This window comes from Streptomyces sp. NPDC002181 (assembly GCF_042890485.1).
Lineage (GTDB): Bacteria > Actinomycetota > Actinomycetes > Streptomycetales > Streptomycetaceae > Streptomyces.
Genome location: NZ_JBIASC010000005.1, coordinates 456,284 through 479,878, shown reverse-complemented (window position 1 = coordinate 479,878; position 23,595 = coordinate 456,284). Strand labels below are relative to the sequence as shown.

General features: G+C 71.5%; 21 protein-coding genes, 1 tRNA gene and 1 pseudogene. 16 read left to right on the top strand and 7 right to left on the bottom strand.

All coding sequences use genetic code 11. The annotated features are described in order from the left end of the window. Positions 1-60: 60 nt before the first annotated feature. Positions 61-531 (bottom strand): RidA family protein, encoded by a 471-nt coding sequence (locus ACFYXV_RS17240; RefSeq protein WP_385468499.1) that lies wholly within the window; start codon positions 529-531, stop codon positions 61-63. Next, positions 528-689 carry a DUF4177 domain-containing protein gene (locus tag ACFYXV_RS17235; protein WP_007264966.1) on the bottom strand — a complete coding sequence of 54 codons (162 nt, stop codon included), beginning with the start codon at positions 687-689 and terminating at the stop codon, positions 528-530. Before ACFYXV_RS17235 ends, ACFYXV_RS17240 begins: the two co-directional genes overlap by 4 nt. Before the next feature lie 100 nt (positions 690-789). Here ACFYXV_RS17235 and ACFYXV_RS17230 point away from each other — a divergent pair, with 100 nt between their 5' ends. Then, positions 790-1,770 carry an ArsA family ATPase gene (locus ACFYXV_RS17230; RefSeq protein ID WP_385468496.1) on the top strand — a complete coding sequence of 327 codons (981 nt, stop codon included), beginning with the start codon at positions 790-792 and terminating at the stop codon, positions 1,768-1,770. Beyond that, positions 1,767-3,125: an ArsA family ATPase gene (locus ACFYXV_RS17225; protein WP_389383289.1), complete on the top strand. Its 1,359-nt coding sequence runs from the start codon at positions 1,767-1,769 to the stop codon at positions 3,123-3,125. Before ACFYXV_RS17230 ends, ACFYXV_RS17225 begins: the two co-directional genes overlap by 4 nt. Before the next feature lie 19 nt (positions 3,126-3,144). Here ACFYXV_RS17225 and ACFYXV_RS17220 read toward each other — a convergent pair whose 3' ends face one another. Beyond that, positions 3,145-3,504, bottom strand: a complete 360-nt coding sequence (locus tag ACFYXV_RS17220; RefSeq protein ID WP_048477042.1) for a WhiB family transcriptional regulator — start codon at positions 3,502-3,504, stop codon at positions 3,145-3,147. Positions 3,505-3,901: 397 nt separating this feature from the next. Between ACFYXV_RS17220 and ACFYXV_RS17215 the strand changes: the two genes are divergently transcribed. After that, positions 3,902-6,205 carry a transglycosylase domain-containing protein gene (locus tag ACFYXV_RS17215; protein WP_389383287.1) on the top strand — a complete coding sequence of 768 codons (2,304 nt, stop codon included), beginning with the start codon at positions 3,902-3,904 and terminating at the stop codon, positions 6,203-6,205. 78 nt (positions 6,206-6,283) lie between these two features. On the opposite strand, the gene ACFYXV_RS17210 is transcribed toward ACFYXV_RS17215, so the two are convergent. Next, positions 6,284-6,745: a GatB/YqeY domain-containing protein gene (locus ACFYXV_RS17210; RefSeq protein WP_389383286.1), complete on the bottom strand. Its 462-nt coding sequence runs from the start codon at positions 6,743-6,745 to the stop codon at positions 6,284-6,286. Between the two features lie 67 nt (positions 6,746-6,812). On the opposite strand from ACFYXV_RS17210, the gene ACFYXV_RS17205 reads away from it, so the two are divergent. From ACFYXV_RS17205 to ACFYXV_RS17195, 3 genes are all read left to right on the top strand, one after another. Then, positions 6,813-7,751 carry a metallophosphoesterase gene (locus ACFYXV_RS17205; protein ID WP_385475804.1) on the top strand — a complete coding sequence of 313 codons (939 nt, stop codon included), beginning with the start codon at positions 6,813-6,815 and terminating at the stop codon, positions 7,749-7,751. A 103-nt stretch (positions 7,752-7,854) separates the two neighbouring features. Further along, a tRNA-Pro gene (locus tag ACFYXV_RS17200) sits at positions 7,855-7,928 on the top strand. A 186-nt stretch (positions 7,929-8,114) separates the two neighbouring features. Beyond that, positions 8,115-9,509 (top strand): DNA-binding protein, encoded by a 1,395-nt coding sequence (locus ACFYXV_RS17195; protein ID WP_389383285.1) that lies wholly within the window; start codon positions 8,115-8,117, stop codon positions 9,507-9,509. Positions 9,510-9,569: 60 nt separating this feature from the next. Here the strand turns inward: ACFYXV_RS17195 and ACFYXV_RS17190 are convergent, their stop codons facing one another. From ACFYXV_RS17190 to ACFYXV_RS17180, 3 genes are all read right to left on the bottom strand, one after another. Beyond that, positions 9,570-10,877: a hypothetical protein gene (locus tag ACFYXV_RS17190; RefSeq protein WP_389383284.1), complete on the bottom strand. Its 1,308-nt coding sequence runs from the start codon at positions 10,875-10,877 to the stop codon at positions 9,570-9,572. Beyond that, positions 10,877-12,271, bottom strand: coding sequence for an N-6 DNA methylase (locus ACFYXV_RS17185; RefSeq protein ID WP_389383282.1), 1,395 nt, complete (start codon positions 12,269-12,271; stop codon positions 10,877-10,879). The genes ACFYXV_RS17190 and ACFYXV_RS17185 overlap by 1 nt, the downstream gene beginning before the upstream one ends. 101 nt (positions 12,272-12,372) lie before the next feature. Continuing rightward, entirely contained in the window at positions 12,373-12,564 is a 192-nt protein-coding gene (locus ACFYXV_RS17180; RefSeq protein WP_389383281.1) for a hypothetical protein, read from the bottom strand. A gap of 543 nt (positions 12,565-13,107) precedes the next feature. Between ACFYXV_RS17180 and asnB the strand changes: the two genes are divergently transcribed. The 10 genes and pseudogenes from asnB (at position 13,108) to ACFYXV_RS17130 (ending at position 23,570) form a co-directional block, all read left to right on the top strand. Then, a complete protein-coding gene (gene asnB / locus ACFYXV_RS17175; RefSeq protein ID WP_389383279.1) occupies positions 13,108-15,363 on the top strand; it encodes an asparagine synthase (glutamine-hydrolyzing) in 2,256 nt (751 codons plus the stop codon). 26 nt (positions 15,364-15,389) lie between these two features. Continuing rightward, entirely contained in the window at positions 15,390-16,091 is a 702-nt protein-coding gene (locus ACFYXV_RS17170) for a class I SAM-dependent methyltransferase (protein WP_389383278.1), read from the top strand. Continuing rightward, entirely contained in the window at positions 16,091-16,945 is an 855-nt protein-coding gene (locus ACFYXV_RS17165; RefSeq protein WP_385467753.1) for an isocitrate lyase/phosphoenolpyruvate mutase family protein, read from the top strand. The genes ACFYXV_RS17170 and ACFYXV_RS17165 overlap by 1 nt, the downstream gene beginning before the upstream one ends. Continuing rightward, positions 16,942-18,054: a phosphonopyruvate decarboxylase gene (gene aepY / locus ACFYXV_RS17160; RefSeq protein WP_389383277.1), complete on the top strand. Its 1,113-nt coding sequence runs from the start codon at positions 16,942-16,944 to the stop codon at positions 18,052-18,054. Before ACFYXV_RS17165 ends, aepY begins: the two co-directional genes overlap by 4 nt. Then, positions 18,051-18,815 (top strand): metallophosphoesterase, encoded by a 765-nt coding sequence (locus ACFYXV_RS17155; protein ID WP_385467759.1) that lies wholly within the window; start codon positions 18,051-18,053, stop codon positions 18,813-18,815. Before aepY ends, ACFYXV_RS17155 begins: the two co-directional genes overlap by 4 nt. A gap of 48 nt (positions 18,816-18,863) precedes the next feature. Then, entirely contained in the window at positions 18,864-20,195 is a 1,332-nt protein-coding gene (locus ACFYXV_RS17150) for a biotin carboxylase N-terminal domain-containing protein (RefSeq protein ID WP_389383276.1), read from the top strand. Positions 20,196-20,201: 6 nt separating this feature from the next. Further along, positions 20,202-21,161, top strand: a complete 960-nt coding sequence (locus ACFYXV_RS17145; protein ID WP_389383275.1) for a TauD/TfdA family dioxygenase — start codon at positions 20,202-20,204, stop codon at positions 21,159-21,161. Beyond that, positions 21,116-22,207, top strand: coding sequence for a methyltransferase domain-containing protein (locus ACFYXV_RS17140; RefSeq protein WP_385467768.1), 1,092 nt, complete (start codon positions 21,116-21,118; stop codon positions 22,205-22,207). The genes ACFYXV_RS17145 and ACFYXV_RS17140 overlap by 46 nt, the downstream gene beginning before the upstream one ends. Positions 22,208-22,335: 128 nt before the next feature. After that, positions 22,336-22,734 (top strand): annotated as a pseudogene (locus ACFYXV_RS17135) (hypothetical protein); the annotation flags it as partial. Between the two features lie 173 nt (positions 22,735-22,907). After that, a complete protein-coding gene (locus ACFYXV_RS17130; protein WP_385467934.1) occupies positions 22,908-23,570 on the top strand; it encodes a GNAT family N-acetyltransferase in 663 nt (220 codons plus the stop codon). Positions 23,571-23,595 lie beyond the last annotated feature (25 nt).

Below are 23,595 nucleotides of genomic sequence, written 5' to 3'. Positions count from 1 at the left end.
CCGGCGCAGCGGCGCGAAGCCGCGGGGCCCGCCAGGGCCGATGCGTGCGGGTGGGGCGCGTCAGGAAGACGAAACCTCGACCTGGAGCTCGACCTCGACCGGGGCGTCCAGCGGGAGGACCGCCACGCCGACCGCGCTGCGGGCGTGGACGCCCTTGTCTCCGAGCACCTTGCCCAGCAGCTCGCTCGCGCCGTTCAGCACGCCCGGCTGGCCCGTGAAGTCAGGGGCCGAGGCCACGAAGCCGACGACCTTCACGACGCGCTCGATCCTGTCGAGGTCGCCGATCACGGACTTGACCGCCGCCAGGGCGTTCAGCGCGCAGACCGCGGCCAGCTTCTTGGCCTCCTCCGCGGAGACCTCCGCCCCGACCTTGCCGGTCGTCGGCAGGCTGCCGCCGACCATCGGGAGCTGCCCCGCGGTGAACACGTACGCGCCCGACCGCACGGCCGGCTGATAGGCCGCCAGCGGCGGGACGACGTCCGGCAGGGTCAGGCCGAGCTCGGCCAGCTTCGCCTCGACAGCGCCGCTCATGCCTTCTCCCGCTTGAGGTAGGCCACGAGCTGCTCGGGGTTGTTGGGGCCGGGCACGACCTGGACGAGCTCCCAGCCGTCCTCGCCCCAGGTGTCCAGGATCTGCTTGGTGGCGTGGACCAGCAGCGGGACCGTCGCGTATTCGAACTTCTTGGTCATGGGGGCGAGCGTAACGCCTGGGAGCCCGGGGCTCCGCGCGGCCGGGGCTTGGGGGAGGCTCATGCGCGGCCCGATGGGCGAGTGGTTAGGCTCAGAGGCTGTGAGCAGGCTCCAGGTGGTCAGCGGCAAGGGCGGAACCGGCAAGACCACGGTCGCCGCGGCACTCGCGCTCGCCCTCGCGCGCGAGGGCAGACGGACGCTGCTGGTCGAGGTCGAGGGCAGGCAGGGGATCGCGCAGCTCTTCGGTGCGGAGGCGCTCCCGTACGAGGAGCGCAAGATCGCCGTCGCCTCGGGCGGCGGGGAGGTCTTCGCGCTGGCCATCGACGCCGAGCGGGCGCTCCTGGACTACCTCCAGATGTTCTACAAGCTGGGCTCCGCCGGCCGCGCCCTGAAGAAGCTCGGCGCCATCGACTTCGCGACGACCATCGCGCCGGGGCTGCGGGACGTGCTGCTGACCGGCAAGGCGTGCGAGGCGGTCCGGCGCAAGGACAAGGCAGGGCGCTACGTCTACGACCACGTGATCATGGACGCTCCGCCGACCGGGCGGATCACCCGCTTCCTGAACGTCAACGACGAGGTGGCGGGGCTGGCCCGGTTCGGGCCGATCCACAACCAGGCCCAGGCCGTCATGAAGGTGCTCAAGTCCCCGGAGACGGCCGTCCACCTGGTCACGCTGCTGGAGGAGATGCCCGTCCAGGAGACCGCCGACGGGATCGCCGAGCTGAAGGAGGCCGGACTTCCCGTGGGGCGGGTCGTCGTCAACATGGTGCGGCCGCACCATCTGGACGAGGACGCCCTGCGCGCCGCCGGCGGCGAACGCCGGGCCGACGTGGCCAAGGCCCTGTCCCGGGCGGGCCTGGGCGGAGCGCGCCGCGGCGGACTCGCCGAGCGGCTGGTGGACCCGCTGCTCGCGCAGGCCGCGGAGCACGCGAGCCGGGTGGAGCTGGAGCGCGCGCAGCGCACCGTACTGGCGCAGCTGGACATGGCGACGTACGAACTCCCCCTGCTCGGCGCGGGAATGGATCTGGCCGGGCTCTACGAGCTGGCCTCGGAACTGCGGAAGCAGGCGGGCGAGGAATGACCGAGGTCACGACGGGCACGAAGACCGGCCCCCGCATGGACGCCGCCCCGCGACTGCCCGTGGACCGGCTGCTGGACGATCCCGGAACGCGGATCATCGTCTGCTGCGGCGCGGGCGGGGTCGGCAAGACCACGACCGCCGCGGCCCTGGGCGTACGGGCGGCGGAGCGGGGGCGGAAGGTGGTCGTGCTGACCATCGACCCGGCGCGGCGGCTCGCCCAGTCGATGGGGATCGACTCGCTGGACAACACCCCGCGGCGGGTGAAGGGGGTCGACGGGGTCGACGGCGGCGAACTGCACGCCATGATGCTGGACATGAAGCGGACCTTCGACGAGATCGTCGAGGGGCACGCGGACGCCGAGCGGGCCGAGGCCATCCTCGCCAACCCCTTCTACCAGTCGCTGTCGGCCGGCTTCGCCGGCACGCAGGAGTACATGGCGATGGAGAAGCTGGGCCAGCTGCGGGCCCGCGACGACTGGGACCTGATCGTCGTGGACACCCCGCCGAGCCGGTCCGCGCTGGACTTCCTCGACGCGCCGAAGCGGCTGGGGTCCTTCCTGGACGGGAAGTTCATCCGGGTGCTGATGGCTCCGGCGAAGGTGGGCGGCCGGGCGGGGATGAAGTTCCTCAACGTCGGCATGTCGCTGATGACCGGCACGCTGAGCAAGCTGATGGGCGCCTCGCTGCTGAAGGACGTACAGACGTTCGTGGCGGCGATGGACACGATGTTCGGGGGCTTCCGCACGCGGGCGGACGCGACCTTCCGGCTGCTCCAGGCTCCGGGTACGGCCTTCCTGGTGGTCGCGGCGCCCGAGCCGGACGCGCTGCGGGAGGCGGCGTACTTCGTGGAGCGGCTGGCCGCGGAGAACATGCCGCTGGCCGGGCTCGTACTGAACCGCGTGCACGGCAGCGGGGCCGACCAGCTGTCCGCGGAGCGGGCGTTGGCCGCCGCAGAGAATCTTGAAGAAGGCGGCATTGTCGATCAGGAGCCCGGGAATGCTGGACTTCGTGACTCGGCAGCGGAGGCCGACGCGGCGGACGCCGGGGCCCGGGACGGCGGCGCGGCCGCCGACGCGCATGCGGACGCTGACGCCGGCGCAGACGCGGATGCGGGCGCAGACGCGGATGCCGACCCTGATGCCGACGTGGACGAGATCACCGCTGGACTGCTGCGTCTGCACGCCGAGCGGATGCAGGTGATCGCGCGTGAGCAGCGCACACGCGATCGTTTCACCTCACTGCACCCCGAGGTGGCGGTGGCCGAGGTGGCCGCCCTGCCCGGCGATGTGCACGACCTCGCCGGGCTACGGGCCATCGGAGAGCGACTCGCGGCCGGGGTGCCGGCCGGAGCGTAGGCATTCGTACGGTGGCGGCCTACCCGGCTGCCGCGTACGTCTCGTACGGGACGTCGAGATCCGCGATGTCCGCGTCGACATCCACGGTGAGGATGCCGGTACTGCGCTCGTACTCCGTGCGGGCGGTTTCGAGCAGCCGTCGCCACGAGGTGACGGTGGGACGCCGGCGCAACAGTGCGCGACGCTCCCGCTCGGTCATTCCGCCCCATACTCCGAACTCGACACGATTGTCGAGCGCGTCGGCCAGGCACTCGGTCCGCACCGGACATCCGGTGCACACCGCCTTGGCCCTGTTCTGTGCCGCTCCTTGAACGAACAGTTCATCCGGATCGGTAGTGCGGCAGGCTGCCTGCGCACTCCAGTCGGTAACCCAGCCCATCCCGGCGCCGTCCTCTCCCGAATCGAGGCTCCCCCACGGCGGTAGCGGCATATTCACCGCTGCCAGTTGAGGACGTTACGGAAGGTGGGCACGGCGCAACACCCCCGACGGGCCCAATCTTGAATGGTCCGAACGGACTATGGGTAAGCGGCAGATCACCCGACGGAGTGATCCGGCGACATGCCCGACCATTCCGGCAATTCGGGTGGAATCGGCGGACCACGGACGAGCGACCGTCAGGGTGACGGGCGAGATTCGGACATCAGTCCACCCCATTCGGGAAGGGTGAAAATCAGGCCGAGGGGTTGATGTCGCACCGCACTGCTGTGACAGTTGAGGACAGCTTAGGCCAAGGCATTCGCGCGTGTCCGGCGAATGAGAACGTAGGCTGCCCTCTATGGGAAAGAAGCGCTCGGGCGCCGGGCTCACGGGGCCGCAGCAGGCCGCCAAGTTCCTCGGGGTGTCCGTTCTCTCCGGAGTTGTGCTGGCCGGCATCGCGATCCCGGGCGCAGGCGCCCTGGGGCTCGCCGCCAAGGGAACGGTCGAGGGATTCGACGAGATCCCGGCCAATCTCAAGACACCGCCGCTGAGTCAGCGCACGACGATTCTGGACGCCGAGGGTGGCCTGATCGCCACGGTCTATTCACGGGACCGGCAGGTGGTGCCGCTGACGGCCATCTCCCCGTACATGCAGAAGGCGATCGTCGCGATCGAGGACTCGCGTTTCTACGAGCACGGCGCGATCGACGCGAAGGGCATCCTGCGCGCGGTGAACCGCAACGCGCAGGAGGGCGGGGCCGCGCAGGGCGCCTCGACGCTCACGCAGCAGTACGTGAAGAACGTGTTCGTCGAAGAGGCCGGCGATGACGAGACCAAGGTGCGCGAGGCCCAGGAAAAGAGCCTGGGGCGCAAGGTCCGCGAGCTGAAGTTCGCGATCCAGGTCGAGGAAGAGCTCGGGAAGAAGAAGATCCTCGAGAACTATCTCAACATCACGTACTTCGGCCAGCAGGCATACGGAATCGAATCCGCCGCCCAGCGCTACTTCAGCAAGCCGGCCAAGGACCTGACCCTGGACGAGTCGGCGCTGCTGGCGGGCGTCGTGCAGTCGCCGAGCCGGTTCGACCCGGTGAACGACGCGCAGGAGGCGATGAAGCGCCGCAACGTCGTCCTCCAGCGGATGGCCGACATGAAGGACATCTCGCAGGCCGAGGCGGACGAGGCGAAGAAGAAGCCGGTGACGCTGAAGGTGACGCGGCCGAAGAACGGCTGCATCACCGCGGTCAAGGGCGCGGGCTTCTTCTGCGACTACGTGCGCAACACGTTCCTGACCGACCCGGTGTTCGGCAAGACCCGCGAGGAGCGGGCCAAGCTCTGGAACCAGGGCGGCCTGACCGTGCGGACGACGCTCGACCCGCAGTCGCAGGAGTCCGTCAACGAGTCGATCAAGGACCACGTCAACCAGGACGACAAGGTCGCCACGGCCGTCACCCTGGTGCAGCCGGGCACGGGCCGGGTGCTCGGAATGGGCCAGTCCAAGCCGTACGGCTTCGGGAAGAACGAGACGCAGATCAACTTCTCGGTCGACAAGCGGATGGGCGGCTCGAACTTCGGCTTCCCGACCGGTTCGACCTTCAAGCCGTTCGTCGCGGCCGCCGCCCTGGAGAAGGGCGTTCCCGCGGGCAAGACGTACGCCTCCCCGCACGACATGGAGTACCCGAGCCCGGTGCAGACCTGTGGCGACAAGCCCTGGGTCAACACCTCGCACGACCGGGTGGAGAACGAGTCGGAGTCCGAGCGCGGCCCGTACGGCATGCAGGAGGCGATGGCCAAGTCGGTCAACACCTACTTCGTGGAGATGATCTCCGAGAACGGGCTCTGCCCCGTGACCGAGATGACCACGAAGCTCGGCGTGATCCCGGCCGACGGGACGAAGCTTCCGGAGGTCCCGGCGATCGCGCTCGGCACCGAGGGCATGTCCCCGCTGACCATGGCGAACGCGTACGCGACCTTCGCCAACCGCGGCGTGTACTGCACCCCCGTCGCCCTGGAGTCCATCACGGACGCGCACGGCAAGGCGCTGGCCGTGCCGAAGTCCCAGTGCGACCGCGTGATGAGCGAGAGGACCGCCGACACCGTCAACACGCTGCTGCTCGGCGTGATCGACTCCGGTACGGGTACGGCCGCGGGCCTGACCGACCGGCAGAACGCGGGCAAGACCGGCACCACCGACAGCCGCTACAACGCCTGGTTCGTCGGGTACACGCCGAACATGGCGGGTGCGACCTGGGTCGGCTCGGGCGGCGCCAAGCAGGTGTCGATGGAGAACATCACCATCGGCGGCCAGTACTACGACAAGGTCTACGGCGGCGGGCTGCCCGGCCCGATCTGGAAGCAGGCGGTCTCGGGGGCGCTGGACGGCCGGGAGGCGCCGAGCTTCGTGACGGTCGGCCTCGGACCGGAGACCGGAACGCCGACCGGCGGCGGCCGGCCCACCAACCCGACGCCGAACAAGCCGGGGAAGCCCGGCAAGCCGGGCGGTGACAACAAGCCCGGAGGCCGCCCCGGCGGCCAGACGGCGGGGGCCACGGGCGGCGGCGGTCAGACGGGCGGCGGCGCGGCCGGCGCCACGGGCGGCGCGACGGGCGGCACCACCCCGACCGACCCGTTCCCGGGCGGCATCATCGGCGGCCTGGAGGACTAGGGCGGCAACGTGACGAGAGGGGGGCCCGGCCGCGCGTCGCGCGGCCGGGCCCCCCTCTCGTGATCCTCTTGTTCGCTCTTACGCGAGGTGCTTCTTGACGGCGGCGGCGACGCGGCCGCCCTCCGCCAGACCGGCCACCTTCGGGTTCACGATCTTCATGACGGCGCCCATGGCCCGCGGCCCCTCGGCACCCGCGGCCTTGGCCTCCTCGACGGCCTGCGACACGATCGCGCCGAGCTCCTCGTCGCTGAGCTGCTTGGGCAGGTAGGTGTCGAGGAACTCGCCCTCCGCCGTCTCGCGCGCGGACTGCTCGGGACGACCGCCCTGCGCGAAGGCCTCCGCGGCCTCGCGGCGCTTCTTCGCCTCCTTGGCGATCACCTTGAGGACCTCGTCGTCGGAGAGCACGCGCGCCTCCTTGCCCGCGACCTCCTCCTTGGTGATGGCGGCGAGGGTCAGGCGCAGCGTGGACGAGTGCAGCTCGTCGCGCGCCCTGATGGCGGTGGTGAGGTCTTCCTGGAGCTTGGCCTTGAGCGTGGTCATGACCTGAGTCTGCCAGGTGTACGGGCGGTGGCGCCCGCAGGTTTTCCGCGTCTGCGACGATGGGGCCATGCGTGCGCGTTACGGAGTACCCCTGAAGGTCACGGCGTCGATCGCGGCGGCGGGGGCCGCCGGTGTGGCCTATGCCGCCGGTTTCGAGGCGCGGTCGTTCCGGCTGCGCCGGATCACCGTGCCGGTGCTCCCGGCGGGGATGCGCCCGCTGCGCGTGCTCCAGGTGTCCGACATCCACATGGTCGGCGGGCAGCACAAGAAGCGCGCCTGGCTCCAGTCGCTGGCCGGCCTGCGGCCGGACTTCGTGGTGAACACGGGCGACAACCTCTCCGACACGGAGGGCGTGCCCGAGGTACTGGACGCCCTGGGCCCCCTGATGTCCTTCCCCGGGGTGTACGTCTTCGGGTCGAACGACTACTACGGGCCGCGGCTGCGCAACCCCGGGCGCTACCTGATCGAGAAGGTCCAGGGGCGGCACGGGCTGAACGGCAACAAGCCGGTCGTCGGCGCCGTGCACAACCCGTGGGAGGAGATGCGGGACGCCTTCGACGCGGCGGGCTGGGTCAACCTCACCAACACGCGCGGCCGCCTGAAACTGCCCGGCCTGGAGCTGGCCTTCACCGGGCTCGACGACCCGCACATCAAGCGGGACCGGTACGAGCGGGTCGCGGGCGGACCGGAGACGGACGCCGACTTCTCGATGGCGGTCGTGCACGCCCCGTACCTGCGGGTCCTGGAGTCCTTCACGGCCGACCGGTACCCGCTGATCCTGGCGGGGCACACGCACGGCGGGCAGCTGTGCATCCCCTTCTACGGGGCGCTCGTCACCAACTGCGACCTGGACACGAAGCGGGTGAAGGGGCTCTCCACGCACGAGGCGGACGGGCACCGCGCGTACCTGCACGTCTCGGCGGGCTGCGGCACGAACCGCTACACCCCGGTCCGCTTCGCCTGCCCCCCGGAAGCCACCCTGCTGACGCTGACCCCGAAGGCGTAGGCCCCCCGGCGGCCCCCTCGCGAAAACCGGATTTCGTCTCCGGCCGAGGGTCCGCTAAAGTAATCGATGTCGCCAGGACAGCAGCAGCTGCCAAGGCGGCGATCGGGGTGTAGCGCAGCTTGGCAGCGCGCTTCGTTCGGGACGAAGAGGTCGTGGGTTCAAATCCCGCCACCCCGACTTCGTAAGACCAGGTCAGGGGCCTGATCCGCATCGCGGATCAGGCCCCTGTTTGGCGTCTACGGCACGGCTGCCGACCACTTCCGCGGTCTGCCGCAACGAACTGACCCGGGGAGTGACCCGCACGTAGGCTCGTGGCGGGCGACGTGCGTGCGCCTGGCTGACGCATCGGGGCAGGGGGACAGCGTGGATCATCTCTTCACCGTCGACGGGGGCTCGGCCACGCCTGTTTCACCGACCACGCTGGCAGCAGAAAGCCTCCTCGAACGGCAGCACCTCCAGGAGTGGGTGATCGCGCACCCTCAGGTCCTCGGCGAATCGGTGCTCGTGATCACCTCCGAGTTCGATCGGTGGGCCGACACGGACGGGGTGCCGGCGCGCGACCGCTTGGACGTCCTGGGCCTGGATGCCACCGGGCGCCTCGTGGTGGTCGAGCTGAAGCGGGGCAGCGCCGACCGCGACGTCCACCTCCAGGCGATCACCTACGCCGCCCTGGTGTCCCGGTTCGACCTCGACACACTGGCCCAGGCACACCGCGAGTTCCGGAAGGGTCGGGGCGAGAACCTCGATCTCGACACGTGCCGCCAGCGCCTCCTCGATCACGTGGACGGGGACTGGAGCCCTGAACTGCTCCAGCGTCCCAGGCAGGTGATCATCGCTGCCGACTTCCCCAAGCAAGTCACCCACACCGTGGTGTGGCTGTCGGAGATGAACCTCGACATCGACCTCGTTCAGGTGGGCCTGTGGAAGGTGAAGGACCAGCTCGTCGCCAGCTTCACCAAGGTGTATCCCACCCCGGAGGTGGAGGAGTTCACTCTTGCTCCGGCCAGGATCGAGGCCAAGGCCGCGGCCAAGAAGTTGGAGGAACGTTCGCGGGCCCAGAACGCCGTGCACGTCATCGTCGGCGCCGGACTGCTCCCGGATGGGGCCCTGCTCCGGCTGACGCCCAGGCACGGAGTGACCGAAGGCATCCGCGAGGACATCCTGGCCTGGGTCGGTGAGGACAGCAGCCGAGCAAGTGTCACGTGGAGCAACAACACCGCCAAGCCACTGACGTGGAAGAACGACGGTAAGCCGTACACCCCGACCGGGCTGGCCAACCACATCTTCACCAGCGTGACCGGCCGCAAGGCAGACGGCATACAGGGCACCACCTGGTGGGACGTCGAGACCGCCCACGTCCCGGACACCGTCGACCCCGACGAGTGGGGAGCCCTGGGCGGCACCAGCCTCGCCGGCCTGGCCAAGCAGCTCAGCGGCACCGGGAAGGACTGGACGAGCCTGCACGCACTGCTGGCGGCCGTCCCTGCGGGCCGGTGGACGACGTACGGGGACGTGGCTGCCGTGATCGGCAGCCACGCCGTCCCGGTCGGCACGCATCTGGCCACCTGCGGCCAGTGCCCCAACGCCTGGCGGGTCCTGAACAAGGCGGGCCGCGTCAGCCCCGGCTTCCGCTGGACCGACCCCACCCGCACGGACTCCCCCGCCGACGCCCTGGCGACCGAGGGCATCCGCTTCGATGCCGGGGCGGCGGATCCGACCGCGCGCCTGTCTGCGGACACCTTGAAGACCCTCGCCTGAACCCGCGACACGGGGTCCCGTCCTGAGTCCCGGTGCCCGGCAGCCACGCCTGTTTCCTCCTCACTCGGGTCCCCATGGATCCTCCGAAAACCATCCCGGCGCGTGACCGCCCGTCGCCTCGCGCGGTGGTGGGATCGCGGAAGGCCGAGTGGGGAGTACGTGCTCCTCACCGGGATCCGCATCCCGTGCCATGACGACGGCGGCTTTTGCCGAGATGTCGCGCAGGAGCGCGTCCCTCAGGTCGTGCAGGGTCGCGATCTTGGAGACCAGCTGCCTGGCGACGGCGTGCAGCGGGTCGGCCAAGGCGTGGAAGCGGGCGCGGGTGGAGGAGTCGGGCCACGTGACGCTCAGGCGGGAGAAGGCGCGTGCGGAGATCTCCCGGGCATTGCGGCCCTGAGCCGCCTGCGTGATGTCGTTGCTCCGCCGTCTCAGCTCGTGGAGCAGCCACCAGCCGTCGATGTCGTCCACCGGCCGAACCGCCAGTACACATCTGGTGGGTGTCGCCGGATGCTGTGTCACGGCGATGTGCGCTCCGTCGGGGCGGGTGCTCAACATGAAGGTGCCCGCCGGCCAGACTTCCGTGGCGTCGGGCGGCCTGCTCAGGCGGAACCGCTCCACGTGAGGCACCATGAGGCCGAAAAGATCGGTCGGGGTGACCGCGTCGACGCCGAGGCCGTTCGCGTCGGAGGCGAGTGCACGCGCGGAACCCGTACCCGTCTTCGCCTTGGCTACTTCGCGGAGCGGCCGTGTATCCCACGCCGCAGTGGACGACCAGTCCTCGTGGATCGCGTCAGCCAGTTCCACCGCATCGCGTGCGGCCTCCCCGTGAAGGAGGATCAACTCCTCCAGGATGCCGAAAGCCCGGTGGTACGTGGCGACCACGTCCGGCGGAGGGAGTGGGAACTCCATGCGGCGGAGGGTGTCCAGACTCACGGTGGGCTCGACGTGTGCCGTCACGTCCTCGTCGATCCGGGCCTTCGCGGTGGACGTCTGCAGCCAGATGCGAAGCCATCTCGCGACGTGGGGGACCGCGCGGATGATGCCGATCGACCTGGTCGCAGTCCATCCCGCGTGCTCGGCGGTGACGATCGCGGTCTCGCCCGTCCGCCTCACGAGTACGACGGCCAGGTCGCCCTCCTTGAGGGTCGCCCGGCTGAGAGGACCGCCCCCAGGGGTGCGCCCGCCGATTCGAGGCGACCGAATCCTCCCGTCTCTGACATGCGTCGAGCTCACGATGCCCGCCTGCTCGGGCGCATCGTCGTCGAGGATGCCGGACGTGGTGTAAATGTCCTTCGGGTGGAAATCACCAATGGCGGTTACGTGCCAGGCACGGGTGCTGATGCGGTCGCGGTGGGCGGCCGAAGTCATCAGATCTCCTCCAATACGTCCAGCAAACGCGACTCCAGTTCGTGCCCACGACCGAGCTTCTCCACCAGCTCGCGCTTCAACCGGTCGATCCGGTTCAGCGTGTCGCGTTCGAGGCCGGGGGACTCCGCGGCATACGAAGTGGGCATGAGCTCGTACCGGCGCTCGGCGATCTCCTTGATCGAGCAGCTGCGAGACCAGCCGGGCTCGTCGAGGTAGGGCATGGCAGCGTTCTTGTCCGCCACGGCACCGCGCCAAGCCGCCAGGGTGTCCAGGATCCGCTCCGTGTGTACGTCGCCCAGCCGCCGCGCACTCGACTTCGGAACGCGCTCGAAGGCCCTCCGCGCATTGATGAACAGCACCTGTCCACGGCGGTCGACGGTGCTCCAACCGGGTTGCGCCTGCTTGTACTTGTTCAGCACCCACAGGCAGGCGGTGGCATCGGTATGGCCGAACACGCGGGGCGGCAGGGCGATCATGCACTCGACGAGGTCGGCTTGCAGCAGCCGTTCGCGCAGCCTTCGCGTTGCGGGCTGAGAGGTCTTGGCCACGCTGTCTGCCATCAGGAAGGCCGCGCGGCCCGCCGGAGCCAGAGCGTGCGCAACGTGCAGGATCCAGGCGACGTTGCCGGATCCCTTGGGCGGAGGTTCCTCCGGCCATCGGGGATCGGAGGGCACGGATCGACCGTGGCGGCTGCCCGCGCCCACGCGGTCCTCCAGCGCCCAGTCGTGTTGGTTGAAGGGAAGGTTGGCCAGGATGATGTCGTACGGATCGGGCTCCGGCTCCCCGAGGCTGTCTCCGGGCGGGAGGATGTGCGCCTTGATGCCCCGCACGGCCAGGTTCATGCGCGCGACCTGTGAGGTGGCGGAGTGCTGCTCCCGCCCTCTCAAGGTCATGGCCGGGGTCAGCCCGACGCGTTCACGGACGTAACCGTGACTCTCGACCAGCAGCCCGCCGGAACCGCAGACGGGGTCCAGCACGCTGTGCCCGTCCTGCGGGGCGGCGGCGCCCACCATGAGACGGGCCATGTCGGTCGGGGTGAAGTAGTGACTTCCGCGGGCCTGCTCCGCCGAGAGGTCGCCGAGGCACAGGTCGAGCAGCGCTCCAACCTGCTGGACGGAGCTGATCGCCAGGATGAGATCACGGAGCGGGCCGTCGGCGCCGGGAGGCGGAGGGGGCATCGAGTCCCTCGTACCCGCGTCATCGAGACCGATGCCGGGCCCTGCGAGCCAATGCGCCAGGCACCGGCTCACGGCAGCCCCGATCCGCGGGCTGCGCTCAGCAGCCTTGGCCTGCAGCCACGACCACGTGGGAACGCCCGACTTCGGGGCGGCGTGGGCGGCCCGGCTCAGGTAGAGCAGCCCGAGGACGAGTCGGGCCGAGTCATGGGCGTTCATCGAGCGGGAGAGGCGTTCCCGGTAGTGGCGCACCTCTGCGAAAAGCTCAAGCGCGGCGGAGTCCTCAGCGGCCGCACCCCCACGGGGGGATCCGATGACACTCACGAGCCCACCACGCCCAGGCAGAGCATGACCCCGAGAACGAGCGTCAGGGCGCCGGCGAAGGTCGCCGCTCCGGTCTTGAGCGCAGTCGTGAGCCTTCCGCCCTCAAGTACAGCCACGAGACTGCCCGCGACAGCGACCACCAGCGCCGCGAGGACCCCGATGATCACGTACATCGACCTCTGCTGCATGTGCTTCCTTCCCTACGTCTGGGGGATCTCAAAGAACGCGAGCGAGCTGCACGATCCCCGGTGTCAGGTAGGACGGTAGAAGACGCAGGGCACACGGCGCCGGGTGCACGGAGTTTGGGGTTTCCTTAGGCGCGCGCCCGGACATGACGGCCCGTTGGAGAGTGCACCCTCTTTGGGATCTGTGATGGCGGCCCTCCCGTGCTCCGTGATCGAGACTCCGAGTCCGCCCTCGGAAGGAGCGGGCGAAAGCCGGCTCCCCTCGCCCAGCCCTCCGGCCCGGGCAGCGGATCTCCTCGGCGGAGAAGACGGAGACGACGGGCTCGCGCGTCCCGCCGCCGACCAGGGGGAGGCCGGGCCCGGGTCGGAATGCCGGGGCGCCACTGGGGGGCCACCACGGGGAAACCGGGCGTGGGGATGCTGTTCGGCAGTAGGTGACCGCTGACGCCGAGCGGAGGTGAATCAGATGAAGGTTTACGTCAAGCCGGAGGCCAAGAAGGTCGACCAGGGCACCATCGTCGCCGCTGTCCGCTAGTAGCGGCTTCCATGCCACGCCTCCCCTCCGGGGGGCGTGGCATGTCCGCTCCCGTCACCAGCCACAGGGGAATCGGAAGTCTTATGTGCGGAATTGCAGGATTCGCCCACACGGACGGAAGCGCCCTCGCGGGTTCCGCCGACGCGATTCTCCGGGACATGGCGCATGCGCTGCGGCCGCGCGGGCCGGATGACATGCAGTTCCACCACACCGGGCCCGCGTGCATGTCGTTCACGCGGCTCGCGCTGATCGACCCCGAGGGCGGGCGGCAGCCGTTCATCAGCGAGGACGGGAACGTCATCCTCGCGGCGAACGGGGAGATCTACAACTACCGCGAGTTGAAGAAGGGGTTCGAGGGGCGGGTCCGGTTCCGGAGCGAGTCCGATTGCGAGGTCCTCCTGCACCTGTACCTCGAAAAGGGGCTCGGGTTCCTCGACGACGTGCGGGGGATGTTCGGGATCGCCGTCATCGATCTGCGCGAGCAGCGGCTGCTGCTCGCACGCGACCGGCTCGGCATCAAGCCCCTGTTCATCCACCGCAACCGCGACACCGTGCTCTTCGGCTCCGAGGTCAAGGCGCTCTTCGCACACCCCGACTGTCCCCGCGAGCTCGACTGGGCGCGGGCGCTCGCCGACCAGGGGCTCAGTTCCGCCCCCGTCATGAGCCACGACGAGGCCACGAGCTGGTTCTCCGGCATCGAACAGGTGCCCGTCGGGGGCATCGTCGACATCGGTCTGCGGGGTGGGGACACCCGCGTGCACCGGTACTGGGAGCTGCCCGCGCCCGCCGAGGCGGGCGGGCTGCCCGAGAGCTTCTTCGTGCGGAGCATGGGCGATCTGCTCGCCTCCTCCGTACGGGAGTGCCTGATCGCCGACGCCGAGATCGGGGTCTTCCTCAGCGGGGGCCTGGACTCCGCCGCCATCACCTCCCTCGCCGCGCACACCGGACTGCACACCTTCTCCGCGCTGACCGGCGCCACCGTCGTCAACAAGGACGCGCAGTACGCCCGCGAGACCGCCGACCTGCTGGGCCTGCCCCACCACCAGGTCGCCTTCGGGGCCGAGCGCATCCCCTCCCCCGACGAGTGGCGGCGCCTGCTCTGGCTGATGGAGACGCCGCTGTGCGGCCCCGAGCAGTTCTACAAGAGCGAGATGTACCGCTTCGCCCGCGCCGAGCGGCCCGAGCTGAAGGCGATCCTGCTCGGCTCCGGCGCCGACGAGTTCAGCGGCGGCTACAGCGTCGCCCTCTCGGGCGGCGGCGACTGGGAGGACTTCGAGGGCAACCTGCGGACGATGGCCCGCCGCAAGGCGCTCGGCTCGCAGTCCGCGCTCTCCGCCTGGTGGGAGGGCACCGACCTGCCGCTGCTCAGCGACGACGCCGTCGACGCGTACGCGCCCGGCGCCGTGGACGATCCGTACGGCTCCTACCTGGCCTGGAAGTTCCGGGACATGCAGCAGTACAACTTCTGGGTCGAGGACCGCACCGCCTCCGGCAACGGCGTCGAGGCGCGCGTCCCCTTCCTCGACCACCGCATCATCGAACTGCTCGCGACCGTCCCGCGCGCCTACCGCAAGCGGCTGTTCTGGGACAAGCGGGTGATCCGCGAGGCCGTACGGGACATCCTGCCCGCCGAGGTGATCAGCCGGCCCAAGCTGGCCTTCTACGAGGGCGAGGGCGTGCGCCACACGCACCGCACCTTCACCCGCATGCTCGCGCAGAACGGCGACGAGCTCGTCGAGCAGGCGCTCTCCTCCCCGCGCGCCGCCCAGTACCTCGACGGCGCGAACATCCACCGCGCCCTGCGCCGGCTGGAGCGGGACCAGTCGTCCGGGCACGTCGAACTGCTCCTGCGCGTGGTCAACCTGGGCATCCTCGACCTGATGGCCGTGGACGTCCCGGGCAGCCGCGCCCCGAACGGGCCCGCCCCGTACGCACTGCGCGTCACGGACTTCGAGGGCCCCGAGGTCCGGGAGCTGTTCCCGCGGCAACGGATCGAGGAGGCCTCGGTGTTCCGCCTCGCCGAGGGCGTCCTCGTGCTCGACGACGTACCCGGTGCGAACACCTCGTACGTCGTGGTCGACGGCGGCATCCGCTTCGTCATCGACCACCTCACCCACGCGGACTGGCTGCGGCTGCTGCGCGGGTTCGACGGGCGCCGGCCGCTGTCGGAGGCGCTCGCCGCCGCCGGCTGCGCACTCGACGCGATGCGGCCCCTGCTGGACGGATCGCTCGAAGCCGGCCTGCTGGAGCCCGTCGACTCCCCCTGAAAAGCGATCACGAGCGAGGTCATCCGATGACAGCCCATCTCTACTGGGACGAGGTCTGGCGCACCGACAGCGGGCGCACAGGCGACTGGTCGCGGCCGCACCCGTGGGTCGTGGACGAGGCCGCGCGGCTGCGCGGGCTCGGCGCGCAGGACGTACTGGACCTCGGCTGCGGCGTGGGCCGGCACGCCCTCTGGTTCGCGGAGGCCGGGTTCACCGCTTCCGGCACCGACGCCAGCGAGGCGGCGGTGCGCGCGGTCGGCGAGGAGGGTGACAGGCGCGGGTTGCGGGTCGCCCTCGACATCGGGGACTTCGCCGAACTCCCCCACGCGGACGACAGCTTCGACTACGTCCTCGCCTTCAACGTGGTCTACCACAACGACGAGGCCGGCCTCGGCCGGGTGATCGACGAGGTCCAGCGCGTCCTGCGCCCGGGCGGCATCTACCAGTCCACGATGCTCTCCAAGCGCAACCACGAGTACGGGCGCGGCACCGAGGTCAGCCCCAACACCTTCCGCCAGCCCGGGGCCGCCGACGACAAGGTGCACCCGCACCTGTACGTGGACGCCGCCGACCTGCTGCGCCTGCACCCCGGGTTCCGCCTGCTCAGCGCCACCGACGCCGAGCACGCCCGACCCGGCTCCTTCCACTGGCACTGCGTGTTCGAGTCGGCGGGGAAGGACGTGGACGACACCCACCACGGCCGTTTCGCGCAGAGGGCCGGGGAATAGTGGGGAAGGCGACGCGACTGCGCGAGTTGCTGGAACGCAGGGAACTGGCCCGGATCGTCGGCTCCCGGGACGCGCTGACGGCCCTGCTCGTCGAGGAGGCCGGCTTCGACGGCCTGTGGGCTTCGAGCTTCGAGATCTCCGCCTCCCGGGCCCTGCCCGACCTGGGCCTGCTGACCATGTCCGAGCTGCTCGAAGCCTGCTCGCACGTCAACCAGGCGACGGGGCTGCCGCTGCTGGCGGACTGCGACACCGGCTTCGGCGGCAACATCAACGTCGTCCGCACGGTGCGCCAGTTCGAGGCCGCCGACATCGGCGGGATCTGCCTGGAGGACAAGGTGTTCCCCAAGCGGAACAGCTTCCTCGGCGGCGGGCAGAACCTGGAGGACGCGGGCGAGTTCGCGGGCCGCATCCAGGCCGCCGTACGGGCCCGCACCACCGCCGACTTCACCGTCATCGCCCGCGTCGAGGCGCTCATCGCCGGGGCCGGGCTCGCCGAGGCGCTGCGCCGCGCGCACCTGTACGCGGACGCCGGCGCCGACGCCGTGCTCATCCACTCCAAGAAGTCCACGCCGATCGAGATCCTGGAGTTCCTCCAGGCCTGGCGGGCCCGCAGGCCCGTGGTCGTCGTACCGACCACCTATCCGCACTGGGACCTCGCCGAGGCCGAGGCGGCCGGGGTCTCGATGGTGATCTACGCGAACCACGCGCTGCGCGCCTCCGTCTCCGCCATGCGCGACGTCCTCGGCGAGATCCGGCTCCGGGGCGGGACCGGCGGGGTCGAGGACACCATCGCCCCGATGAAGGAGCTGTTCGGCCTCACGCAGGTGAACCGGTGGGAGGAGTGGAGCGCATGATCGGTGCCGAGTTCTTCTGCGCGGAGCTGGACCGCCGCGGGTACGGGTTCTTCAGCGGGGTGCCGTGCTCCTTCCTCAAGGGCCCGTTCGCGCTGCTGGAGCAGCGGGAGAGCTACGTGCCGGCGCCCAACGAGGGCATCGCGCTGTCCATGGCGGCCGGCGCCGAGCTGGCCGGGACCAGGGCCGCGGTCCTCGCGCAGAACTCCGGGCTCGGCAACCTCCTCGACCCGCTGACCTCGCTGACCATGGCGTACGAGATCCCGCTGCTGCTCTTCGTCAGCCTGCGCGGCTGGCCGGACGCCGAGGACGACGAACCGCACCACGCGGCGATGGGCGCGGGGACCATCGGCGTACTGGAGGCCCTCGGGGTCGCCCACGGCATCCTCGAACCCGCCGGGGAGAGCCTGGGCGGGCTCCTCGACCGGGCGGAGCGGGCCCGGCGCGAGCGGCGTTCCTTCGTGGTGCTCGTACCGGCGGACACCGTCGGCGCCCTTCCGGTGCCCGCGGCGCCCCAGGACGCGGGGATGGACCGCCGCGCCGCGGTGTCCCTCATCGCCGGGCACCTGGGCGACGCGCTGGTCTACAGCACCACCGGCATGATCAGCCGGGAGCTCTTCGGGATCGTCGACGACCGGCGCAACTTCTACATGCAGGGCTCCATGGGGCACGCCGTCGGGCTGGGCCTCGGCACCGCGATCAACCGTCCCGGCCGGGAGGTCGTGGTCATCGACGGCGACGGCGCGGCGGTCATGCACCTCGGCGGGCTCGCCCTCGTCGGCGAGCGGCGGCCGCCGAACCTGACGCACTTCGTGCTGGACAACGGCGCGTACGACTCCACCGGCGGCCAGCGCACCCGCGCCACGGCCATGCGCTGGGACGAGCTGGCGCTCGCGGCCGGATACCGCACGGGCAGGGTCTGCCGTACGGCCGAGGAGGTCACCGCCCATCTGGGGGAGATCAAGGGGCGGCCCGGACCGCATCTCGTGGCGCTGCACATCGGCAGGGGTGGGCCCACGCCCCCGCGGGTAACTTCGGCGCACACCAACGCCGAGGTCAGGGCCCGTTTCCAGGCCGCGGCGACCGAAGCCCGGAAGGAAGACCCGTCGTGACGACCACCGTCATCGCCCATGTCAGCGATCTGCATCTGGACCTCTCGGAACGCGCCACGCAGCGCGCGCTGACCGTCATGAACCACCTGCGGGACATGCCCGGCCCCATCGACGCCGTCCTGGTCTCCGGTGACATCGCCGACCACGCGACGGCGGACGAGTACGCGCAGGCCCGCAAGCTGTTCGACCTGCCGTACCCGGTGCTGGTGCTGCCCGGCAACCACGACCGGCGGGGCCCGTTCCGTACGGGCCTGCTCGACGCGCCGCCGGAGGACGAGGAGCTGAACCGGGTCGTCCGCGTGCCGGGAGCCGTCTTCCTGCTGTGCGATTCGACGGTCCCGGGCAGCGACGAGGGCCTGCTCAGCGACCTCACCCTGCGGTGGCTGGACCGGACGCTGACCGCCGAGGGCGGGGAGCTGCCCGTCTTCGTCTGCTTCCACCACCCGCCGGTCGACCTGCACACCCCGTACGTGGACCGGGTCCGGCAGTTCGGCGAGGAGCGTCTCGCCGCGGTGCTGGAGGGGCACCCGCAGGTCGTCGCGCTGCTGTGCGGTCACGCGCACGTCGCCGCGGCCACGACGTTCGCGGGGCGGCCGCTGCTCGTGGCGCCCGGGGTGGCCTCGACGGTGCCGCTGCCCTTCGAGGGCCGGCCCGCCGTGGACTACGAGCTCGCCCCGGCGCTGGCCTTCCACGTACTGGACGAACGGCGGCGGCTGGTCACGCACTACCGGGCGCTGGGGCCGGCGCATCCCGGCAGCTGAGACCACCCGCGAGCCACCGATTGCCACGAGAGGTGCTGGGAGAAGGCCATGAGAAGAGTCCTGATCGCCAACCGCGGTGCGATCGCGGCCCGGGCCGTCGACACCTTCCGCACGCTGGGATGGTCGCCGATCGCCGTCGTCGCCTCGTCGGACCCGCAGCGCCTCCACGCGCTCGCCGCGGACGGCGTCGAGTACCTCGAAGGCACCGGGCTGGCGCAGACGTACGACCACGCGGGCCGGATCGTCGAGGCCGCGCTGCGCTGTGGCGCCGACGCCGTCTACCCGGGCTACGGGGCACTGGCGGAGGATCCGGAGCTGCCCGAGCGGCTGGCCGAGGCGGGGATCGCCTTCATCGGGCCGACGGCGCGGGTGCTCGCGGCGGCCCGGGACAAGGAGCACGCGGTCGCCACCGCCGCCGGGCTGGGCCTGCCCGTGCTGCCGCACGCGACCGGGCACGAGGGGGTGGCCGGGCTGATCGCGGACATCGGACTGCCGGTCATCCTCAAGCCGGTGACGGGGTGCGGGGGGCTGGGCGTGCGCATCGTGCGGACGGACGCCGAGGCGGAGCGGGCGCTCGCGCTCATCGCGGACGGCGGGGGCGGTGGCGACGGCGGTGGCGGTGGCGGGAGCGGCGGTCGCCGCGCGGGCGACGGCTGGTACGCCGAGCGGTACGTGGAGCGGGGCGCCGTGGTCGGGGTCACCGTGGCCGTCGACGACGCCGGGACCGTCCACCCGCTCGGCGAGCGGGAGAGCCTGCTGGTCGACGGCAGCATGAAGCTGCTGGAGGCCTCGCCCGTGCAGGGCGTGGCCCCCGAGCGGGTGGAGCGGATGCGGGCGGACACGGCCCGGCTCGTCACCGGCATGGGGTTACGGGGCGTGGCGACGGTCGAGTTCATCGCCGGCGCCCGGAGCCACTACTTCCTGGAGGTCAACGGGCGGCTGCCGCTGGCCTACCGGATGTGCGAGGCGCAGACCGGCCTGGACGTGGTGGCCCTCCAGACGGAGCTGGCGCGGGGCGCCCTGCCCGCCCCCGGCGGCATCCGCGTCGACCGGGACGCGCACTGCCTGGAGGCCCGCCTGTTCATCGGGCCGGCGGCGGACGGGGCGCCCGGCCGGATCAGCGCCCTGGAGCTGGCGCCCGAGCCGGGGGTGACGTACAACTGCGCGCTGGACGGGCGCAGTCCGGTCGTCCTCGACAACATCGTCACCCAGGTCCTGGCCGTCGGCGAGAGCCGCGGCGCGGCGGCCGGGGCGGTGCTGCGGGCCGTCGAGGGCAGCGGGATATCGGGGGTCGCGCACTGCGCGGAAGAGATAGCCGAGTGGCTGCGGGGTTCGGGGCTGGTCCCCGAACCGCTCGGCAGCCGGGCCTTGGGGGTCTGATCCGAGATGAACAGCAACGATCCGTTCTCCGCAGTCCGCCACCCCGTGGACCGCGCGCTCGCGACGGCCGTCGCCCGGGGCGGGAAGGAGGACGTGCGCGGCGACCGGTACCGGGAGTTCGGGGAGAGCCTCGGGGAGTACCTGCGGCGCCACCTCGACGCCCGGCCCGGCTACTTCGTGCTGAGCGGGCTGGACCACCTCGACGAGGAGCAGGCCCGCCGGTTCACCCTCGCGGTCTCCCGGCTGACCGGGGACCTGCTGCCGCAGGACGGGGCGGGGGCCCTGCTGCGGGACGTACGGGACCGGGGGGTGCGGCTCGGCGAGGGGGCGACCGGCCGCTACTCCGACAGCCGGCAGGGGGGCAGCCTGCACACGGACGCGGCGCACCGGCCGGGGCGGATTCCGGACATTTTCACGCTGTTCTGCGTACGGCAGGCGGCCAGCGGCGGGGCGCTCGTGACCGTGCACGTCAGCGATCTGCTGGAGATCCTCCGGGGCCACCCCGATCAGCTCGCGGCGCTGCGGCTGCCGGTCCACTTCGACACCCGGGACGACACGCCGGGGGTCCCGCTCACGACCGAGCGGCCGGTACTGGAGTCCGGAGGCGGCCGGGAGCGGATGTACTACCTGCGGGACTACATCGAGATCGGTCACCGCCACCCGCACGTACCGCCGTTGACGCCCGAGCAGGTCAAGGCACTGGACCTGCTGGACTCGCTGCTGGAGCGGCGCGATCTGCAGACGCACGGGCGGCTGGCACCGGGCGAGATGATCTTCATCGACAACCGGTCGATCGTGCACGGCCGGACGGCCTTCGACGAGGGCGGGCCGACGGGCGGCGGACCGGTGGACGGCGGACCGGTGGACGGCGGGCCGACGGGCGGCCGGCCGGGGGACCGCGGGCGGCTGATGCTCCGCACGTGGATCGGGCTCCCGGCGCACCGCACGGCCGGGGCCGTCCGGTGACGCGGGTCGTCACCGAGCTCGAACGGCTCGGCCTCGCCGAGTTCCTGGCCGACTTCCCCGGGGACTCGGTGGACCGCCGCCAGTGGGCCGCCGGGGTCCGCGGCCTCGACGCGGAACTGCGCTCCCTCGCCGGATTCCTGCTGCTCGGCGAGCCCGCGGCGGCCGACCGGCTGCCGCCCGCCCTCGCCGGGGCGCTGCCGGCCCTGGTCAAGAGCGGGGTCGCGCACCAGCGCGGTGCCGAGGTCCGGCTGGTCGACGTCAGCCTGTTCCGCTCCGGCGGGGTGTGGCTGTTCGCGGAGCCGCCGAGCCCGTTCCCCGTACGCCACTACTTCGGCCGGGATTCCATCGCGCTGGCCCGGCGCACCGGGTTCCGTACGGGGGCGCGCGTCCTCGACCTGTGCTCCGGGCCGGGGTTCCAGGGGCTGGTCGCCGCCCACCGCGGTGCCCGGGCCACGCTGGTGGAGCTGCTGCCGGAGACCGCCGAAGTGGCCCGGCTCAACGCGGAGATCAACGGGGTGGCCGACCGGATCGAGGTCCTCGTCGGCGACCTGTACGCACCGCTGCCGGCCGGGGCGGCACCGTACGACCACGTCATCGCGAACATCCCCTTCCTGCCGACCCTCGCCGCCCCGGGCCGGGAGGCCGCCCACGAGGGCGGCGAGGACGGGTTCGGCGTGGGCCGCCGGGTGCTCGCAGGACTCCCCCGGCACCTGGCCGCCGACGGCACGGCCCATCTGACCGCGCTCCTCCTCCAGGCGGGCGAGCGGCTCGTCACGGACGGCGAACTGCGCTCCTGGGCCGCGGCGAACGGCTGCGGGCTGACGGTCACGCTGACCGAGCGGATGGCGGTGGACGCCGACTCCGACCTCGTCCAGACGACCGTGTCGGACCATCTGGAGACCGACCCGCAGGCCGACCCCGAGGAGCTCACCGCCGCCGCCGTCGCCCTGTACGAGAGCCGGGGCGCGACGGCCGCCCGACTGGCCTACCTGCGGATCGACGCCGGGATGGCCGACTTTCGTGTCCTCGACCGCACGGGCGGGTGAAGGTGGCTACCGTGACCGGCGCACTCGATCGCGATCGGGAAGGACGCACAGCGTGACGACGACAGGGACGGACGGCGCGGCCGACGGCGCGACCCACGGCGAGACCGACAGCGCGACCGACGGCGCGACCGACGGCGCGACCCACGGCGAGACCGACAGCGCGACCGACGGCGCGACCCACGGTGAGACCGGCCGCGCAGGCGGCTCGCAGGGCCCCGAGCTCGTCGAGATCACCTCGATACGGGACGCGGAAGCCGACCGGTGGAACGCCCTCGCGGGGGACGCCGCCCTCTATTCGACCCACCGCTGGCTGCTCTACGGCGAGGAACTGGCCGACGCCGCCTCCCGCCACCTGGTCGCCGCCTCCGGCGGCTCGTACATCGCCGGGCTGCCCACCCACCGCTTCACGGGCAAGGTCCCGCACTTCTACGATCCCGCCGTCCTGTTCCCCGGCGCCGCCGAGCCGGCCACGCCCGAGCGCCCGCTGCTCCTCGGCGGGACCCGCCTCGGCTACACCAGCGAGGTGATCGTCGCCCCGGGCACCGCCGGGCCGACGGCCGCGGCGGCGGTACGGACCGTGCTCGACCGGTTCCGCGCGCTGGGCGCCGAGGACGGCGGCCTCGCGGCCCTGCTCTACCTCACCGACGAGTCGGTGGAGCGGCTGCTGCCGCACCTGGGCCCCGGCGACCAGGTGGTGCTGATGGACGCGACGGCCGTCCTGCCCGTGGACCCCGACGGCCTGGAGGGCTACCGCAGGCGGTTCACCTCGCACCAGTTCACCTCCATCCGCCGGGAGATGCGCCGCTACACCGACGCCGGCTGCCGCACCGAGGTCAAGCGCCTCTCCGAGTGCCACCACCTGCTCGGCCCGCTCTCCGCGCAGGTGCTCGTCCGGTACGGGCACCCGGTGACCGACGAGAGCGAGTCGGAGCGCTTCGCCCAGCAGGCCGCGCTGTTCGACGACAACTGCCGGATCCTGGGCGCCTACCAGGGCGAGCGGATGGTGGGCTTCACCCAGTACTTCTTCTGGGGGAACACCATGTACGCCCGCTCGCACGGGCTGGACGACTCCATCGCCCGCGAGGCCAAGCTCTACTTCAACCTCACCTACTACGAGGCCGTGAAGTACGGCGCGGCCCACGGCTACGAGTCCGTGGACCTGAGCTGCGACGCCTTCCAGGCCAAGGTGTCCCGGGCCGCCCGGCTCCAACCCCTGTGGGGCGTCGTGCTCGACGCCCCGTGGACCGGGCCGGTGCTGGAGCGCGTACGCGCCGAGGAGAAGGCCCGGCGCGAGGAGTACGCCTCCCACGACCCGGGGATCGAGTCGCGGGTCGCACGGCTGGTGGACGCGCGCGGCCGGTAGGTCCCTCCACGAGGAGGGCACGCCC